Raw genomic sequence first — 18,619 nt, forward strand, 5'->3', positions numbered from 1 at the left:
CCCTTGAAGGTTCTCGACAGCGCGCATAGCTACTAAGATGCACCCATGTCCACCGTTTGGCGAATCGCACCATGATACAGATCGATGCCCTGCCCGCTTTCAACGATAACTACATCTGGTTGTTGCAAGATGCTGCCAACCAGCGTTGCGCGGTGGTCGATCCAGGCGATGCCGCGCCGGTCCTGGCCTGGCTTGAGCGCCATCCCGGCTGGCAACTGAGCGACATCCTCATTACCCATCACCACCACGATCATGTCGGTGGCGTCGAGCAGCTCAAGTCGCACACCGGCGCGACCGTCTACGGCCCGGCCCACGAGCGCATCCCTGGCCGTGACCAGGCCCTGGAGGACAACGCCAGCGTGCGCGTTCTGGGCCTGGATTTCCAGGTTATCGCGGTGCCTGGACACACCCTGGGACACATTGCCTATTATTGCCCGCAAACAACCACCCCGGTGCTGTTCTGCGGCGACACCCTGTTCGCCGCCGGTTGCGGGCGCCTGTTCGAGGGCACGCCGGAGCAGATGCACCACTCCCTGCAGCGCCTGGCCGCGCTGCCCGCCGCCACCCTGGTGTATTGCACCCACGAATACACCCTGAGCAACCTGCGCTTCGCCCAGGCGGTGGAGCCTGAAAACCCGCACATTGCCCAACGCTTCGCCGACGTTACCCAGCTTAGGGCACAAGATCGCATCACGTTGCCATCAACCCTGGCCCTGGAAAAGCTCACCAACCCCTTTCTGCGGACCACCGAAACATCCGTTAAAGAAAAACTAGACGAACGGATTGACCACTTAAACCCTACGCCAAGTGCTGTTTTTGCTGGGTTGCGTGCTTGGAAAGATACGTTCTAAACAGCCGCTGCTGGTGACGGAAAGTTCTGAAAGGTTGACCGTTGGGGGGCCGCTTTCTAGAATCCCCCGACATTTTTGCCCGGAACTTCGTCCCAGCCAATGTCGTCCACTAGCCGCAGAACCTTCAATTCCGTCGCCCTGACGCGCCTGGCCCAAGCCAGTGCGCTGGCCCTGGCCGCCACCCTCGTGGGCTGCCAGAGCACCCGTCAAGTCGACGAATCCGACAGCGTTCGCGCGCACAACTACCAGGCCCGGGCCAAGCAGAAGCCGTTGGTCGTACCGGTCAAGCCGGTCGTCGAGCAGCCCCCCCAGGACGTCTGGGAGCGCATGCGCCAGGGCTTCGTGCTGCAGGACGGAGTTGCGGTCAACCCGCGCATCGAACAGCAACGCCTGTGGTTCGCCAGTAATCCTTCGTTCCTCGAAACCGCCGGCGACCGTGGCAGCCTGTACATCCACTACATCGTCGAACGCCTCGAAGAGCGCAACATGCCGCTGGAGCTGGCGCTGCTGCCGGCAATCGAGAGCGCCTACAACCCCATGGCCTACTCCCGGGCCCATGCGGTGGGGCTGTGGCAGTTCATTCCGTCCACCGGGCGTTACTTCAACCTGCGCCAGACCCGCTTCTACGATGGCCGTCGCGATATCACCGCCTCGACCAACGCCGCGCTGGACTACCTGACCCGCCTGCACGACATGTTCAACGGCGACTGGCTGCTGGCCCTGGCCGCCTACAACGCCGGTGAAGGCACGGTCAGCCGCGCCATCGAGCGCAACGAGAAGCTCGGCCTGCCAACCGACTACTGGAACCTGCCGCTGCCGCAGGAAACCCGCGACTACGTGCCCAAGCTGCTGGCCCTGTCGCAGGTGGTGATGACGCCGCAAGCCTATGGCGTCAACCTCAACCCGATTGCCAACGAGCCCTACTTCGAAGCCGTGGCGATCAAGGACCGCCTCGACCTGTCACGGGTCGCAGCCCTGGCCGAGATCGACGAAGACGAACTGTTCCAGCTCAACCCGGCCTTCAAGAAGCGCATGACCGTCGACGGCCCGCAGCAACTGCTGGTGCCGACCGCCAAGGCGCAACTGCTGACCGCTTCGCTGTCGAACATGAAGCCTGAAGAGCTGCTGACCCTGCAGCCGAAAAAGGCCGTGTTCGAAGCTGCCATGGCCGAAGCGGCGCCGCGCACCACCACAACCCGTAACAGCCGTTACCGGGTCAAGCGTGGCGACAACCTGGCCAGCATCGCCAAGGCCAACAAGGTCAGCGTCAAGGACTTGCAGCGCTGGAACAAGCTTTCCGGCAAGAACCTCAAGGCCGGCCAGACCCTGGTGATGCAGAACGCCCAGCCGGTTGGCGCCAAGAACCAGAAGAAATCCACCCAGTACAAGGTGCGCAAAGGCGACTCGCTGTACCTGGTGGCCAAGCGCTTCAACGTCGAGATGCAGCATCTCAAGCGCTGGAACCCACGCAGCGGCCACGCCCTCAAGCCAGGCCAGACCCTGACCGTCTACCTCAACCATTGAGGTTCGTGCTCCGGTCACTGACCGGAGCCACCTGCCCCGCCCCACGCGGCACTCTTTTTCCAGTCGATACAAGCTGTTACTGTAGCTGGAATAAAGCCCAAGCCGCCTGGATCGGATCTCGACTTGATACGTCCCCTCCTGTTGCTGTCACTCAGCCTGGCCTTGAGCTTTCCCGCGGGCGCAACAATCAGCGAAAGCCACGGTTACGCCCAGTTCGGCACGCTCAAGTATCCAGCCAAATTCACCCACTTCGACTGGGTCAATCCGCAAGCGCCCAAGGGCGGCACCTTGCGCGCCATGGCATTTGGCACCTTCGACACCCTCAACCCCTACACCTTCAAGGGCTCAAGCCCGGTCACCACGCCGAACTTCTTGCAGTACGGGGTGAGCGAGCTGAACGAAACCCTGATGGTCGGCACCGGCCAGTACGACCCCTCCGGTGATGAGCCCACTTCAAGCTATGGCCTGATCGCAGGCTCGGTCGAGTACAGCGAAGACCGCAGCTGGGTGGTGTTCAACCTGCGCCCCGAAGTGCGCTTTCACGATGGCAAGCCAATTACCGCCAGCGACGTGGCGTTCTCCTATCGCACCCTGCTCAAGGAAGGCCATCCGATCTACCGGACCAACCTGCAGGAAGTCAAACGCGTCGATATCCTCAACCCGCGACGCATCCGCTTTGTCTTCAAGCGCGCCGGCAACCCGCTGCTGATCCTGCGCCTGGGCGAGATGCCGGTGCTGCCGGCACACTACTGGAAAGGCCGCGACTTCAAGGCCACCACCTTCGAGCCGCCTTTGGGCAGTGGCCCCTACCGCATCACCCAGGTGCAGCCCGGGCGACGCCTGGTGTTCGAGCGGGTGAAGAACTACTGGGGCAAGGACCTGGCGGTGAACCGCGGCAAGTACAACGTCGACCGCGTCGAGTACGAGTTCTATCGCGACAGCGCAGTGGCCTTCGAAGCCTTCAAGGCCGGTGAGTTCGACATCTACATCGAGCACCAGGCGAAGAACTGGGCCAACGGCTACAACTTCCCGGCGGTGCGCCGCGGCGATGTGATCAAGGCACAGATCCCGCACAAGATCCCGACCCAGACCCAGGGCCTGTTCATGAACAGTCGCCGGGCGACCTTCAGCGATGCGCGGGTTCGCCAGGCACTGGGGCTGATGCTCGACTTCGAGTGGACCAACCGCGCCCTGTTCAGCAGCGCCTACCAGCGCGCCACCAGTTACTACCCCAACAGCGAATTCGCCGCCAGCGGCCTGCCGGTGGGCAAGGAGTGGCTGCTGCTGGCGCCCTACCGCAAACATCTGCCTGCGGCGCTGTTCACCGAGCCCTATTCGGTGAGCCACACCGACGGCCGAGGGATCAACCGCCAGACCTTGCGCCAGGCCCTCGAGCTGCTCGGCCAGGCCGGCTGGAAGCTCAATGGCCAACGCCTGCTCAACAGCGCCGGGCAACCCTTGAAGCTGGAGCTGTTGCTGGTCAATCCGAACCTTGAACGGATCCTGCAACCTTATGTCGAAAATCTCGCCAGCATTGGCATCGAAGCACGCTTGCGCACGGTAGACCGGGCCCAGTACAAACAACGCCTGGACCAGTTCGACTTCGACATGATTCTGATGACCCTGAACCAGACCCTGAGCCCGGGCCTTGAACAATGGCTGTACTTTCACTCAAGCCAGGCCTCGACCAAGGGCAGCAAGAACTATGCTGGCGTGAAAGACCCGGTGGTCGATCACCTGCTCGACACCCTGCTGGCCGCCCAGAGCCGTGAAGACCAAGTGGCCGCCGCCCGCGCCCTGGACCGGGTGCTGCTGTGGCAGTACTACATGATTCCCAACTGGTATCTCGACAACCACCGCCTGGCCTACCGCAATCGCTTTGCCTTTGTGGCCACGCCGCCCTATACCCTGGGGCTCAACAGCTGGTGGATCAAGCCTTCGGAGAAAGCCCAATGATGCCAATGTCCCGCCTGCGCCTGAAGGCCTGCGCGCTGCTGCTGGCCTGCCTCGGTGGCCAGGCACTGGCTGCACCGCAACACGCCCTGACCCTTTACGATGAAGCGCCGAAATACCCGGCAGGCTTCAAGCACTTCGACTACGTCAACCCCGACGCGCCCAAGGGCGGCACCTTCCGCCAGGCCGGCTTCGGCGGCTTCGACAGCCTCAACCCGTTCATCAACAAGGGTGTTTCCGCCGATGACATCGGCCTGATCTACGACACTCTGATGACCCAAAGCCTGGATGAGCCCTTCACCGAGTACGGCCTGGTCGCCGGCAAGATCGAGAAAGCTCCGGACAACAGCTGGGTACGCTTCTACCTGCGCCCCGAAGCACGTTTTCATGACGGCCAGCCGATGCAGGCTGAAGACGTGGTGTTCACCTTCAACACCCTGATCAAGCACGGCGCACCGCTGTACCGCGGTTACTACGCCGACGTCGCCGAAGTGATCGCCGAAGATCCGCAGCGGGTATTGTTCACGTTCAAGCACAGCAACAACCGCGAGCTGCCGCTGATCCTCGGCCAGTTGCCGGTATTGCCCAAGCACTTCTGGGAAAACCGTGAGTTCACCAAGGGCAACCTCGAAGTTCCCCTGGGCAGCGGCCCGTACAAGGTCGCCGAGGTCAAGCCGGGGCGTTCGATTCGCTACGAGCGGGTCAAGGACTACTGGGGCAAGGACCTGGCGGTCAATCGCGGCTTTTACAACTTCGACGAGATGACCACCGACTATTACCGCGACAGCGCCGTCACCCTCGAAGCGCTCAAGGCCGGCCAGTTCGACTACCGCCTGGAAACCGCCGCCAAGAGCTGGGCCACCGCCTACGACGTGCCGGCCGTACGGCAGAAACGCCTGATCCTCGAAGAGCTGCCCAACGGTAACCCGACCGGCATGCAGGGCTTCGTCTACAACATCCGCCGCCCGCTGTTCCAGGATGTGCGGGTACGTGAAGCGCTGAGCCTGCTGCTGGACTTCGAATGGACCAACAAGCAGCTGTTCAACGGCGCCTACACCCGCACCCGCAGCTACTTCGAGAACTCCGACATGGCCGCCACCGGCCTGCCCGACGCCGCCGAACTGAAAATTCTCGAACCGCTGCGCGGCAAGATCCCCGACCAGGTGTTCACCCAGCCCTTCGCCAACCCGGTCACCGATGGCAGCGGCATGATCCGCGAACAGCAGCGCAAAGCCTACAAGCTGCTGCAGGACGCCGGCTGGCGCATCGTCGACGACAAGATGGTCGACGCCCAGGGCAAGCCAGTGTCGATCGAGTTTCTCCTGGCCCAGACCGAGTTCGAACGCATCCTGCTGCCGTTCAAGCGCAACCTCGCCGACCTGGGCATCGACCTGGTGATTCGCCGGGTCGATGTTTCGCAGTACATCAACCGCCTGCGCTCACGGGACTTCGACATGATCGTCGGCGGCTACCCGCAGTCCAACTCGCCGGGCAACGAGCAACGCGAGTTCTGGCAGAGCGCCGCCGCCGACAACCCCGGCAGCCGCAACTTCATCGGCCTGAAAGACCCGGCCATCGACACCCTGGTCGAGCAGTTGATCAACGCCGATTCGCGACAAAGCCTGATCGAGCATTCGCGCGCCCTCGACCGGGTGCTGCAATGGGGCTTCTACGTGATCCCCAACTGGCACATCAAGACCTGGCGCGTGGCCTACTGGAACCACATCGGCCACCCCAAGGTGTCGCCCAAATACGACATCGGCATCAACACCTGGTGGATCAAGCCGGATGTCGAGCCGGTGGTGCCGCTGAACCCGGCGCCCGAGGCGCAAGCGGCCGAAGGGGCGAAATAGCATGCTGGCCTATATCTTTCGCCGTTTGCTGCTGATCATCCCGACCCTGCTGGGCATCCTGATCATCAACTTCATCATCATCCAGGCCGCCCCAGGCGGCCCGGTCGAGCAGATGATCGCCAAGCTTGAAGGCTTCGAGGGCGCCACCAGCCGGATTGCCGGAGGGGGTGCCGAAGTCTCGGTGGCCGGTTCCAACTACCGCGGCGCCCAAGGCCTGGACCCGGCCCTGATCAAGGAAATCGAGCAGATGTACGGCTTCGACAAATCGGCGCCGGAACGCTTGTGGATCATGATCAAGAACTACGCCCACCTGGATTTTGGCGACAGCTTCTTCCGTGATGCCAAGGTCATCGACCTGATCGTCGAGAAGATGCCGGTGTCGATCTCCCTGGGGCTGTGGAGCACGCTGATCATGTACCTGGTGTCGATCCCCCTGGGCATCGCCAAGGCCACCCGCCACGGCAGCCACTTCGACGTCTGGACCAGCTCGGCGATCATCATCGGCTACGCCATTCCGGCGTTCCTGTTCGCCATCTTGCTGATCGTGCTGTTTGCTGGCGGCAGCTACCTGGACTGGTTCCCGCTGCGCGGCCTGACTTCGAACAATTTCGACGAGCTGAGCACCGCCGGCAAGCTGCTCGATTACTTCTGGCACCTGGTGCTGCCGGTCACCGCCCTGGTGATCGGCAACTTCGCGACCATGACCCTGCTGACCAAGAACAGCTTCCTCGACGAGATCAACAAGCAGTACGTGGTCACCGCCAAGGCCAAGGGCCTGAGCCCTAACCGCGTGCTCTACGGCCATGTGTTTCGCAACGCCATGCTGCTGGTGATCGCCGGTTTCCCGTCGGCGTTCATCGGTATCTTCTTCACCGGCTCCCTGCTGATCGAGGTGATCTTCTCCCTCGATGGCCTAGGCCTGATGAGTTTCGAGGCGGCGATCAACCGCGACTACCCGGTGGTCTTCGGCACCCTGTTCATCTTCACCCTGCTCGGGCTGGTGGTGAAGCTGATCGGCGACCTGACCTACACCCTGGTCGACCCACGTATCGACTTCGACAGCCGGGAGCACTGAGATGAACCTGTCACCTCTGAATCGCCGGCGCTTCGAGCGCTTCAAGGCCAACCGCCGCGGCTGGTGGTCGCTGTGGCTGTTCCTGATCCTGTTCGGCCTGAGCCTGGGCGCCGAGCTGATCGCCAATGACAAGCCACTGGCCGTGCGCTACGACGGCCAATGGTATTTCCCGGCGCTCAAGCGCTACCCGGAAACCACCTTCGGCGGCGAGTTCCCGCTGGAAGCCAACTACAAGAGCCCGTACATCCGCGAACTGCTCGCCGCCAAGGACAGCTTCGTGCTGTGGGCGCCGATCCCGTTCAGCTACCAGAGCATCAACTACGACCTCAAGGTCCCGGCCCCCGCCCCGCCGTCGGCGCAGAACTGGCTGGGCACCGACGACCAGGGCCGCGACGTGCTGGCGCGGGTCATCTATGGTTTCCGTATCTCGGTGTTGTTTGCCCTGACCCTGACCATCCTCAGCTCGATCATCGGCGTGATCGCCGGTGCCCTGCAGGGTTTTTACGGCGGCTGGGTGGACCTGGCCGGGCAACGCTTCCTGGAAATCTGGTCGGGGCTGCCGGTGCTGTACCTGCTGATCATCCTCGCAAGCTTCGTGCAACCGAATTTCTGGTGGCTGCTGGGGATCATGCTGCTGTTCTCGTGGATGAGCCTGGTGGATGTGGTGCGCGCCGAGTTCCTGCGCGGGCGCAACCTTGAGTACGTGCGCGCGGCACGGGCGCTGGGCATGCAGAACGGCGCGATCATGTACCGGCATATCCTGCCCAACGCGATGATTTCGACCATGACCTTCATGCCGTTCATTCTCACCGGCGCCATCGGCACCCTGACCGCCCTGGACTTCTTAGGCTTCGGCCTGCCGCCCGGCGCGCCGTCGCTGGGCGAACTGGTGGCCCAGGGCAAGTCCAATCTGCAAGCGCCCTGGCTGGGCATGAGCGCCTTCGCGGTGCTGGCCTTGATGCTCAGCCTGCTGGTGTTCATCGGCGAGTCCGCCCGCGATGCCTTCGACCCGAGGAAATGAGATGAGCAAGCAAACCTTGATCGAAGTCCGTGACCTGGCCGTCGAGTTCGTCACCGGCGATCAATCCCAGCGGGTGGTCGAAGGTGTCAGCTTCGACATCCGCCGCGGCGAAACCCTGGCCCTGGTCGGTGAAAGCGGTTCGGGCAAGTCGGTGACGGCGCACTCGATCCTGCGCCTGCTGCCCTACCCGCTGGCCCGCCACCCGAGCGGCAGCATCCTGTTCGAAGGGCAAGACCTGCTGACCCTCGACGAGAAAAAGATGCGGCGCATACGCGGCAACCGCGTGGCGATGATCTTCCAGGAGCCGATGACCTCGCTCAACCCGCTGCACAACATCGAAAAGCAGATCAACGAGATCCTCCTGCTGCACAAGGGCCTGCGCGGCAAGGCGGCCACCGAGCGCACCCTGGAGCTGTTGGCGATGGTCGGCATACCCGAGCCGCACAAACGCCTCAAAGCGCTGCCACACGAGCTCTCAGGCGGCCAGAGGCAGCGTGTGATGATTGCCATGGCCCTGGCCAACGAGCCTGACCTGCTGATCGCCGACGAACCGACCACGGCGCTGGACGTCACCGTGCAGTTGAAGATCCTCGAGTTGCTCAAGTCCCTGCAGGCACGCCTGGGCATGGCGCTGCTGCTGATCAGCCACGACCTCAACCTGGTCAAGCGCATTGCCCACCGGGTCTGCGTGATGCAAAAGGGCCAGATCGTCGAGCAAGCCGACTGTGAAGCACTGTTCCGCCACCCCAAGCATCCCTACACGCAGATGCTCCTCGGTGCCGAGCCCAGCGGCGGCCCGGCCGGCAACCCGCCCGGCGCGCCGATGCTGCAGGTCGAGAACCTGCGCGTGTGGTTCCCGATCAAGAAGGGTCTGTTGCGACGCACCGTCGATTACGTCAAGGCGGTGGACGGCATCAACTTCGACCTGCCCCAGGGCCAGACCCTGGGCATTGTCGGCGAAAGCGGTTCGGGCAAGTCGACCCTGGGGCTGGCGATCCTGCGCCTGCTGGGCAGCCAGGGCAGCATCCGCTTTCAGGGCACGAGCCTTGAGCACCTGACCCAGCAGCAGGTACGCCCGCTGCGCCGGCAGATGCAGGTGGTTTTCCAGGACCCGTTCGGCAGCCTCAGCCCGCGCATGTGCGTCAGCGACATCGTCGGTGAAGGCCTGCGCATCCACCGCATGGGCAGCGCCGCCGAGCAGGAGCAGGCAATCATTGCCGCCCTGCAAGAGGTCGGCCTTGATCCGCAGGCGCGGCACCGTTACCCGCACGAGTTCTCTGGCGGCCAACGCCAGCGCATCGCCATTGCCCGGGCACTGGTGCTCAAACCGGCACTTATCCTGCTCGATGAGCCGACCTCGGCCCTGGACCGCACCGTGCAGCGCCAGGTGGTCGAGCTGTTGCGCTCATTGCAGAGCAAGTACAACCTCACCTACCTGTTCATCAGCCACGACCTGGCGGTGGTCAAGGCGCTCAGCCACCAGTTGATGGTGGTCAAGCAAGGCCAGGTGGTGGAGCAAGGGGTGGCGGCGGACATCTTTGCCGACCCGCAGCATGCGTATACCCGGCAGTTGCTGGAGGCGGCGTTTCTGGTGCCGACGCCGGCCTAGTCGCGTCGCCTGGATTACGCCCGCTTCGCGCTCGATCGCTGGCAAGCCAGCTCCCACAGGAGCCAGTGCATCCCTAGACCCTGAAAACAAAAAAGGCCGCATAAGCGGCCTTTTCTGTTTCAAGCATCCAGCACTCAGTAGCGAGTGATATCCGCTTTGGCTTCCAGCTGCTTGCGGTATGCCGCGAAGTCCTGCTGGCCGGCGCGCGAAGCGAGGAAGCGGCGGTAGCTCGCTTTCTCTTCTTCAGTGGCCGCTGTGCCTTCGTTGACGCCGTTCAGACGCAGTACCACCAGGCTACCATCGTTAAGGGTGACGCTGGCGTACACCGGCTTGTCCTTGGCTTCAGGCTTGCTCATGCGGAACAGTGCCTGCAGCTCGACCGGGTCGATACCGTCCTGGCTACGCGATACCGCCTCCTGAACCTTCCAGGCCTGACCGTCCTGGCTGGCCGCCAAGGCAATCTTGCCGTCGCGCAGACCGGCGATCAGGGCATCGGCCTTGGTCTTCAGGGCAGCAGTCGCCTGCTCTTTGGCCAGGTGCTTGCGGATGCTCTCGGAGACCACTTCAAGGCCCAGTTGCTCAGGCTTGCGGTGTTCCTTGACGCGCAGCACCACGATGGTTTCCGGATCCAGCTCGATCGCCGTGCTGTTGGAGCCTTCTTCCAGCACTTCAGTGCTGAATGCCGCCTGGATCACCGCGCGGTTGGCGGTGATGCCTTCGCCGCCTTCACGACCGAACGCTGGCGAGGTATGTACCTTCAGGCCCAGTTCCTGCGCCGGCTGGGCCAGGTCGGAGGCTTCGAAGGCCGAGTCTTCCAGCTGCTTGGTCACTTCGACAAAGCGCTGTTCGACCTGCTGGGTTTTCAGCTCACGGGTCAGCTTGTCTTTCAGGCTGTCGAAGCTTGGCACTTCAGGCGCCTGCACATCGAGCAGTTTGATCAGGTGGAAACCGTATTCGGTACGCACCGGGCCCGAGACCTGGTCCTTGTTCAGCGCATACAGCGCGTCTTCGAAGGCCGGATCATAAACGCCCTGGCCGGCATAACCGAGGTCACCGCCATTGCTGGCCGAGCCCGGGTCCTGGGAGAACTCCTTGGCCAGGGTGGCAAAGTCTTCGCCCTTGGCCAGGCGCGCCTGGATTTCTTCGATCTTGGCCTTGGCCTGCCCCTCGTTCACCTTGTCATTGATTTCAACAAGAATGTGCGCGGCATGCCGCTGCTCGGCCAGGTTGGCGATTTCTTTCTCGTACAGCGCCTTGAGCTCGTCCTGGTTGACTTCAACCTGGTCGAAGAACGCGGATTTCTTCAGCTCGATGTAGTCGATGACGACCTGGTCGGGGCTCATGAACTCCTTGGCGTGTTCGTCGTAGTGCGCCTTGATCTGCTCGTCGGTAACCTTGACCGCGGCCGGATCGGCCTTGAAGGTCAGCGAAGCGAAATCACGGGTCTGTTTTTCCAGACGGGCAAAAGCGTCGACCTGGTCGTCGGTAACAAAACCGCTGCCGGCAAGGCCGGTGCGCAGTTGGCCGATGAGCATTTCCTGAGCCAGCATTTCGCGGAACTGCAGACGGCCGTAGCCCATCTGGCGAATGACCTGATCGAAGCGCTCGGGGCTGAACTTGCCGTCCACCTGGAACTCAGGGGTTTGCAGGATCAGTTGGTCGAGGGCAGCTTCGGAGAAAGCGAACTTGGCGTCTTCGGCGCCTTGAAGCAGCAACTTGCGATCGATCAAGCCCTTGAGCGCGGCTTCACGCAGCATTTGCTCGTTGAGCATGGCCGGATCGAAATCCTTGCCCAGCTGTTGCATCAGCTGTCGACGTTGCATGTCGACGGCCTGGCTCAGCTCGTTCTGGCTGATCTTGTCGCCATTGACCTTGGCAGCGTCCTGGCTGTGGGTGGTGGCCTGGAAGATGGCATCGAAGCCGGTCAGTGCCATCAAGGCTACGATGACACCGATGATGGTCTTGGCAATCCAACCTTGTGAATTGTCCCTGATATTCTGCAGCATGCGTCCCCCAGAAACGGTTGTACTGAATGAACCAACCGTGGAGCGTGGGTAGAGTCCTGATAGAAGAAAGGCGCATCCGAGGATGCGCCTTCTCGTAACTGGCCGAGCGCCGGGAACCTGGTATCAGGCCTCCCGGCGCTCGGCAGCCGGACCAGGCGTGAGCCCGGCTCGGTTAGGCGTGAGCCTGAAGGAAGCGACTTAGTTGACGGCTTCTTTCAGAGCCTTGCCAGCCTTGAAGCCAGGCTTCTTGGCGGCAGGGATTTCCAGAGTCTTGCCGGTTTGCGGGTTGCGGCCGGTGCGAGCTGGACGGTCGGTGACCGAGAAGGTACCGAAACCTACCAGTACCACGGAGTCACCTGCCTTCAGGGCGCCGGTGACGGATTCGATTACTGCGTCCAGCGCTTTGCCAGCGGCAGCTTTCGAAATATCAGCAGATGCGGCGATAGCGTCAATCAGTTCCGACTTGTTCACTCTAAGTCCCCTTATATCTCTATTGAGTTTGTTTCTAAGTATGTAATGAAAAGCTAAACGAGCGCTGGGTGGCCTGTTGACACTTAAGTGCCGCTTTATAACAAGGGCCTGAAAATACTGTCAAGAAAGCCCCCCAGCCAAATACGTACTAATGTGTGCTGATTCTTTCCTTGGAATCGCTGTCGCGCTTTTCATCCTTGGCGACAATCTCCGGAGCCACATCGGGCAAGGGCTCCGGGGCGTATTGCAGCGCAATTTGGAGGACTTCGTCAATCCATTTGACCGGTTTAATCTGCAGATCCTGCTTAATATTCTCAGGAATTTCCTTCAGATCACGCACATTCTCTTCCGGAATGATCACCGTCTTGATTCCACCCCGGTGAGCGGCCAGCAGTTTTTCCTTCAAACCACCGATTGCCAGCACCTGACCACGCAAGGTGATCTCGCCGGTCATGGCCACATCGGCACGCACCGGGATCTGGGTCAGGGCCGAAACCAGGGCGGTGCACATGCCGATACCGGCACTTGGACCATCCTTGGGCGTGGCGCCTTCGGGCATGTGGATGTGGGTATCGCGCTTCTCGTGGAAGTCGGCAGGAATCCCCAGGCTGCGGGCGCGGCTGCGCACCACGGTTTGCGCGGCAGTGATGGACTCGACCATGACGTCACCGAGCGAGCCGGTCTTGATCAGCTGACCCTTGCCCGGAATCACTGCAGCTTCAATGGTCAGCAGTTCGCCGCCCACCTGGGTCCAGGCAAGGCCGGTGACCTGGCCAACCTGATCCTGCTGCTCGGCCAGGCCGTAGCGGTACTTGCGCACGCCCAGGTAGTGCTCGAGCTGCTCGCCAGTAACCTTCACCGCCACCTGCTTGAGGCCGGCGTGCTCCTTGACCACCTTGCGGCAGATTTTCGCGATCTGGCGCTCCAGGCCCCGCACGCCGGCTTCGCGGGTGTAGTAGCGGATGATGTCGCGGATCGCCGAGACGTCGATCTCCAGCTCGCCCTTTTTCAGGCCGTTGGCCTTGATCTGCTTGGGCGACAGGTACTTGACCGCGATGTTGATCTTCTCGTCCTCGGTGTAACCCGGCAGGCGGATGACTTCCATCCGGTCCAGCAAGGCTGGCGGGATGTTCATCGAGTTCGAGGTGCAGAGGAACATCACGTCCGAGAGGTCGTAGTCGACTTCCAGGTAGTGATCGTTGAAGTTGTGGTTCTGCTCGGGGTCGAGCACTTCCAGCAACGCCGAGGCCGGATCGCCGCGCATGTCGCTGCCCATCTTGTCGATTTCGTCGAGCAGGAACAGCGGGTTGCGTACGCCAACCTTGGTCATTTTCTGAATCAGACGACCGGGCATCGAACCGATATAGGTACGGCGGTGACCGCGAATCTCGGCCTCGTCGCGCACGCCACCGAGGGCCATGCGTACGAACTTGCGGTTGGTGGCACTGGCGATCGACTCGGCCAGCGAGGTTTTACCCACGCCAGGCGGCCCGACCAGGCACAGTACCGGACCACGGATCTTTTTCACCCGTTTTTGCACTGCGAGGTACTCAAGGATGCGCTCCTTGACCTCCTCCAGGCCGTAATGGTCGGCGTCGAGAATTTCCTCGGCCTTGGCCAGGTCCAGACGCACCTTGCTCTGCGCCTTCCACGGCACCTGCACCAGCCAGTCGAGGTACGAGCGCACCACAGTGGCTTCGGCCGACATCGGCGACATCTGCTTGAGCTTGTTCAGCTCGGCCTGGGCCTTGGCGTAGGCGTCCTTCGGCAGGCCGGCAGCGTCGAGACGCTTTTTCAGCTCCTCGACTTCGTTGTGACCTTCTTCGCTGTCGCCGAGCTCTTTCTGAATGGCCTTCATCTGCTCATTCAGGTAGTACTCGCGCTGGCTGCGCTCCATCTGTTTCTTGACCCGGCCACGGATACGCTTCTCGACCTGCAGCAGGTCGATTTCGGCATCCAGCAGCGCCAGCACGTGTTCGACACGAGCCGACAGGTCGAGGATCTCGAGGATTTCCTGCTTCTGCTCGATCTTCAGCGCCATGTGCGCTGCCATGGTGTCGACCAGGCGCCCGGGCTCATCGATGCTGTTGAGCGACGACAGGACTTCAGCCGGGACTTTCTTGCCCAGCTGAACATATTGTTCAAATTGTGACAGCAAGCTGCGGACGAAGACTTCAGACTCGCGCTCGGCAGCCTGGGATTCGTCGATCAGCGAAACTTCGGCACGAATGTGGCCGTCGACTTCGTTGAAACGCTCGACCGCACCGCGCTGTTCGCCTTCGACCAGCACCTTGACGGTGCCATCGGGCAGTTTCAGCAGTTGCAGGACGGTGGCAATGGTACCGACGCGGTACAGGGCGTCTTCGCCTGGATCGTCGTCAGCGGGGTTCTTCTGGGCCAGCAGGAGAATCTGCTTCTCGCCCGTCATCGCGGCCTCAAGGGCCTCGATGGACTTCTCGCGCCCCACGAACAGTGGGATGACCATGTGCGGATAGACGACGACATCGCGCAATGGCAAGAGAGGCAAGTCGAGGGTGGTCTTCATGATTTCGCCTCTACAGCGGCCTTATGGCCGGAAACCGATGGATTTTGAGCGTGGAGTTAATGTGGGGGCAGGCCCGCAAAAAAACAAGCTCTGCGACAGGAAAAGCAAAGGGGCCCGAAGGCCCCTTGCTTGAATCGAGCCGCGTGGCGACTCAGACGTCGGGTGCAGCCTTGGCTTGCGGCTCGCTGTTCTCGTAGATCAACAGCGGCTGCGAAGAGCCATCGATGACGCTCTCGTCGATCACCACCTTGCTGACATCCTTCTGCGAAGGAATCTCGTACATGGTGTCGAGCAGGATGCCTTCGAGGATCGAACGCAGGCCACGGGCCCCGGTCTTGCGCTCCAGGGCCTTGCGGGCCACGGATTTGAGCGCATCACTGCGGAACTCCAGGTCCACGCCTTCCATTTCGAACAGCTTGGCATACTGCTTGGTCAGGGCGTTCTTCGGCTCGGTCAGAATCTGCATCAAGGCAGCTTCGTCGAGCTCGTCGAGGGTCGCCAGAACTGGCAGACGACCGACGAACTCCGGGATCAGACCGAACTTGACCAGATCGTCAGGCTCGACTTCACGCAGCGACTCGCCAACCTTCTTGCCTTCCTGCTTGCTGCGTACTTCGGCACCAAAGCCGATGCCGCCGCGGGTGGAACGCGCCTGGATGACCTTTTCGAGGCCCGAGAACGCACCGCCACAGATAAACAGGATGTTACGCGTATCGACCTGCAGGAATTCCTGCTGCGGGTGCTTGCGGCCACCTTGCGGCGGTACCGAAGCGACCGTGCCTTCGATCAGCTTGAGCAGCGCCTGCTGCACGCCCTCGCCCGAAACGTCGCGGGTGATGGACGGGTTGTCCGACTTGCGCGAGATCTTGTCGATTTCGTCGATGTAGACAATGCCCATCTGGGCCTTTTCCACGTCGTAGTCGCACTTCTGCAGCAGTTTTTGAATGATGTTCTCGACGTCCTCACCCACGTAACCGGCTTCGGTCAGGGTGGTGGCATCGGCGATGGTGAACGGTACATTCAACAGACGCGCGAGGGTTTCGGCGAGCAGGGTCTTACCCGAGCCCGTCGGACCGATCAGCAGGATGTTACTCTTGCCGAGCTCGACGTCGTCGTTCTTCTTGTCGCGTTGATTCAGGCGTTTGTAGTGGTTGTACACCGCTACCGCCAGTACCTTTTTCGCACGCTCCTGACCAATGACGTACTGGTCCAGGATGGTGCTGATTTCTTTCGGCGAAGGCAGTTTATGCGCGCTGCTCTCGGCCTGGGCTTCCTGCACCTCCTCACGGATGATGTCGTTGCACAGGTCGACGCACTCGTCGCAGATAAATACCGAGGGGCCGGCAATCAACTTGCGCACTTCGTGCTGGCTTTTGCCGCAGAAGGAGCAATAGAGCAATTTGCCGTTGTCCTCGCCGTTACGGGTGTCAGTCATTCGATCGATCCAATCCGGTAGGCTTGCAACACAAGATGAAGGCAATTGCGGGCTTTTTCAAGTCCGCAGGTAGGCGCAATGCGCGCCCGCCTGCTCTGGCACCCGGATTCAGGAGGCCAGTTGCCGCTTGTCGTAGACCGAGTCGATCAGGCCGTATTCGGCTGCGCGCTCGGCGCTCATGAAATTGTCGCGCTCAGTATCGCGCTTGATGGTCTCCAGGTCCTGACCTGTGTGGTAGGCCAGCAGCTCGTTCAGACGCGACTTGATGGAGAGGATTTCCTTGGCGTGGATCTCGATATCCGTGGCCTGGCCCTGGAAACCGCCCAGTGGCTGGTGAATCATCACCCGCGAGTTCGGCAGGCAGTGACGCTTGCCCTTGGCACCTGCGGCCAGCAGGAAGGCGCCCATGCTGCAGGCCTGGCCGATGCAGATGGTCGAGACGTCCGGCTTGATGAACTGCATGGTGTCGTAGATCGACATGCCGGCAGTCACCGAACCGCCCGGCGAGTTGATGTAGAGATGGATATCCTTGTCCGGGTTTTCCGCTTCAAGGAACAGCATCTGCGCCGCTACCAGGTTGGCCATGTAGTCCTCTACCGGGCCGACCAGGAAGATCACCCGCTCCTTCAGAAGGCGCGAGTAGATGTCATAGGCGCGTTCGCCACGAGCGGATTGCTCGATAACCATCGGGACCAGGCCGCCTGCGGCCTGGATGTCAGAGCTCTGCTGATAATAAGAATTGCGGGACATGTCCTGCACTCACTCCCAAATAGTCATGTCTTGAATACGCACAAGCCAGCTCGAAGGCTGGCTTGTGGTGTTTTCCTACGAAGCTGGCGTATTACTCAGCGGCGGCAGGTGCCTGGGCTGGTTTTACGGCTTCTTCGTACGAGACCGATTTGTCGGTCACAGTCGCTTTCTGCAGAACAGTATCCACAACTTGTTCTTCCAGCACAACCGAACGGACTTCGTTCAGTTGCTGGTCGTTCTTGTAGTACCAAGCGACGACCTGCTCAGGCTCCTGGTAAGCCGAAGCCATTTCCTGGATCATTTCGCGAACGCGGTCTTCGTCCGGCTTCAGTTCGTTCTGCTTGACCACTTCGGCGACGATCAGGCCCAGCACGACGCGGCGCTTGGCTTGCTCTTCGAACAGCTCGGCCGGCAGTTGCTCAGGCTTGATGTTGCCACCGAACTGCTGAACGGCTTGAACGCGCAGGCGGTTCACTTCGTTTTCCAGCAGGGCTTTCGGGACTTCGATCGGGTTGGCAGCCAGCAGGCCGTCCATTACCTGGTTCTTGACCTTGGTCTTGATCGCCTGACGCAGTTCACGCTCCATGTTCTTGCGAACTTCGGTGCGGAAACCTTCCAGGGTTGCTTCCTTGATACCGAACTGGGCGAAGAACTCTTCGGTCAGCTCAGGCAGCTTTGGCTCGGCAACACTGTTGACGGTAACGGTGAACTCGGCGGCTTTGCCAGCCAGGTCCAGGTTCTGATAGTCCTCGGGGAAGGTCAGGTTCAGAACGCGCTCTTCACCGGCCTTGGCGCCGACCAGGCCTTCTTCGAAGCCCGGGATCATGCGGCCGGAACCCAGTACCAGCTGGGTGCCCTTGGCCGAACCGCCAGCGAACACTTCACCGTCGACCTTGCCGACGAAATCGATGTTCAGCTGGTCTTCGTTCTGGGCAGCGCGGTCAGCGGCTTCGAAACGCACGTTCTGCTTGCGCAGCACTTCGAGCATGTTGTCCAGGTCGGCGTCAGCCACTTCGGCGCTCAGGCGCTCGACGGCGATCGAGTCGAAACCGGCAACGGTGAACTCAGGGAATACTTCGAAAATGGCGACGTATTCGAGATCTTTGCCCTTTTCGAAAGATTTTGGCTCGACGGCAGGGGCGCCAGCCGGGTTCAGCTTCTGCTCGACCACGGCTTCGTAGAAGGAAGCCTGGACCAGGTCGCCGAAGGCTTCCTGACGGGCGGCGTCTTCGTAGCGCTGACGGATCACGCTCATCGGCACTTTGCCAGGACGGAAGCCTGGGACCTTGGCGCGACGGGCAGTCTGTTGCAGACGCTTGTTGACTTCGGTCTCGACGCGCTCGGCCGGAACGGCGATGGTCATGCGGCGCTCGAGAGCAGAAGTATTTTCAACAGAAACTTGCATGGATATTCCTCGTTGCACAGACGTTAGCCGGCGATACCCGACTCCAGAATCAAGGGCAAGCATTCTAGTGGCTCAAAGACCAGAAGTCACCCCGTTCAGGACGACGAGAAAGTACGCCGGT

Annotated in this window: 13 protein-coding genes; 7 read left to right on the forward strand and 6 right to left on the reverse strand. The window is 61.4% G+C overall.

Going from position 1 to position 18,619, the window contains the following annotated elements; all coding sequences use genetic code 11:
- The first annotated feature begins 71 nt into the window (after window positions 1-71).
- The 7 genes from gloB to UB48_RS25915 all read left to right on the forward strand — a co-directional run bounded on the left by gloB (window position 72) and on the right by UB48_RS25915 (window position 9,886).
- Window positions 72-851, forward strand: coding sequence for a hydroxyacylglutathione hydrolase (gene gloB / locus UB48_RS25885; protein WP_045202110.1), 780 nt, complete (start codon window positions 72-74; stop codon window positions 849-851).
- Window positions 852-950: 99 nt separating this feature from the next.
- Window positions 951-2,375: a LysM peptidoglycan-binding domain-containing protein gene (locus UB48_RS25890; RefSeq protein WP_045202112.1), complete on the forward strand. Its 1,425-nt coding sequence runs from the start codon at window positions 951-953 to the stop codon at window positions 2,373-2,375.
- A gap of 126 nt (window positions 2,376-2,501) precedes the next feature.
- Window positions 2,502-4,331, forward strand: coding sequence for an extracellular solute-binding protein (locus UB48_RS25895; protein ID WP_045202218.1), 1,830 nt, complete (start codon window positions 2,502-2,504; stop codon window positions 4,329-4,331).
- On the forward strand, window positions 4,328-6,181 hold the full coding sequence (locus UB48_RS25900; protein WP_045202114.1) for an extracellular solute-binding protein: 1,854 nt from the start codon (window positions 4,328-4,330) through the stop codon (window positions 6,179-6,181). The genes UB48_RS25895 and UB48_RS25900 overlap by 4 nt, the downstream gene beginning before the upstream one ends.
- A gap of 1 nt (window position 6,182) precedes the next feature.
- Entirely contained in the window at window positions 6,183-7,256 is a 1,074-nt protein-coding gene (locus UB48_RS25905) for a microcin C ABC transporter permease YejB (protein ID WP_045202116.1), read from the forward strand.
- Window position 7,257: 1 nt separating this feature from the next.
- Entirely contained in the window at window positions 7,258-8,277 is a 1,020-nt protein-coding gene (locus tag UB48_RS25910) for an ABC transporter permease (protein WP_045202118.1), read from the forward strand.
- A gap of 1 nt (window position 8,278) precedes the next feature.
- Entirely contained in the window at window positions 8,279-9,886 is a 1,608-nt protein-coding gene (locus UB48_RS25915) for an ABC transporter ATP-binding protein (protein WP_045202120.1), read from the forward strand.
- Between the two features lie 134 nt (window positions 9,887-10,020).
- On the opposite strand, the gene UB48_RS25920 is transcribed toward UB48_RS25915, so the two are convergent.
- From UB48_RS25920 to tig, 6 genes are all read right to left on the reverse strand, one after another.
- Window positions 10,021-11,892 (reverse strand): SurA N-terminal domain-containing protein, encoded by a 1,872-nt coding sequence (locus UB48_RS25920; protein ID WP_045202122.1) that lies wholly within the window; start codon window positions 11,890-11,892, stop codon window positions 10,021-10,023.
- 198 nt (window positions 11,893-12,090) lie between these two features.
- Window positions 12,091-12,363 (reverse strand): HU family DNA-binding protein, encoded by a 273-nt coding sequence (locus UB48_RS25925; protein ID WP_045202124.1) that lies wholly within the window; start codon window positions 12,361-12,363, stop codon window positions 12,091-12,093.
- A gap of 148 nt (window positions 12,364-12,511) precedes the next feature.
- On the reverse strand, window positions 12,512-14,908 hold the full coding sequence (lon, locus tag UB48_RS25930; RefSeq protein ID WP_045202125.1) for an endopeptidase La: 2,397 nt from the start codon (window positions 14,906-14,908) through the stop codon (window positions 12,512-12,514).
- 151 nt (window positions 14,909-15,059) lie between these two features.
- Window positions 15,060-16,343, reverse strand: a complete 1,284-nt coding sequence (clpX, locus tag UB48_RS25935; protein WP_010224368.1) for an ATP-dependent Clp protease ATP-binding subunit ClpX — start codon at window positions 16,341-16,343, stop codon at window positions 15,060-15,062.
- A 108-nt stretch (window positions 16,344-16,451) separates the two neighbouring features.
- Window positions 16,452-17,093: an ATP-dependent Clp endopeptidase proteolytic subunit ClpP gene (gene clpP, locus UB48_RS25940; RefSeq protein WP_010224369.1), complete on the reverse strand. Its 642-nt coding sequence runs from the start codon at window positions 17,091-17,093 to the stop codon at window positions 16,452-16,454.
- A gap of 91 nt (window positions 17,094-17,184) precedes the next feature.
- Window positions 17,185-18,498: a trigger factor gene (gene tig, locus UB48_RS25945; RefSeq protein WP_045202127.1), complete on the reverse strand. Its 1,314-nt coding sequence runs from the start codon at window positions 18,496-18,498 to the stop codon at window positions 17,185-17,187.
- Window positions 18,499-18,619: the final 121 nt, after the last annotated feature.

It is taken from the genome of Pseudomonas sp. 2(2015) (assembly GCF_000955865.1).
In the GTDB taxonomy this organism is placed as follows: domain Bacteria; phylum Pseudomonadota; class Gammaproteobacteria; order Pseudomonadales; family Pseudomonadaceae; genus Aquipseudomonas.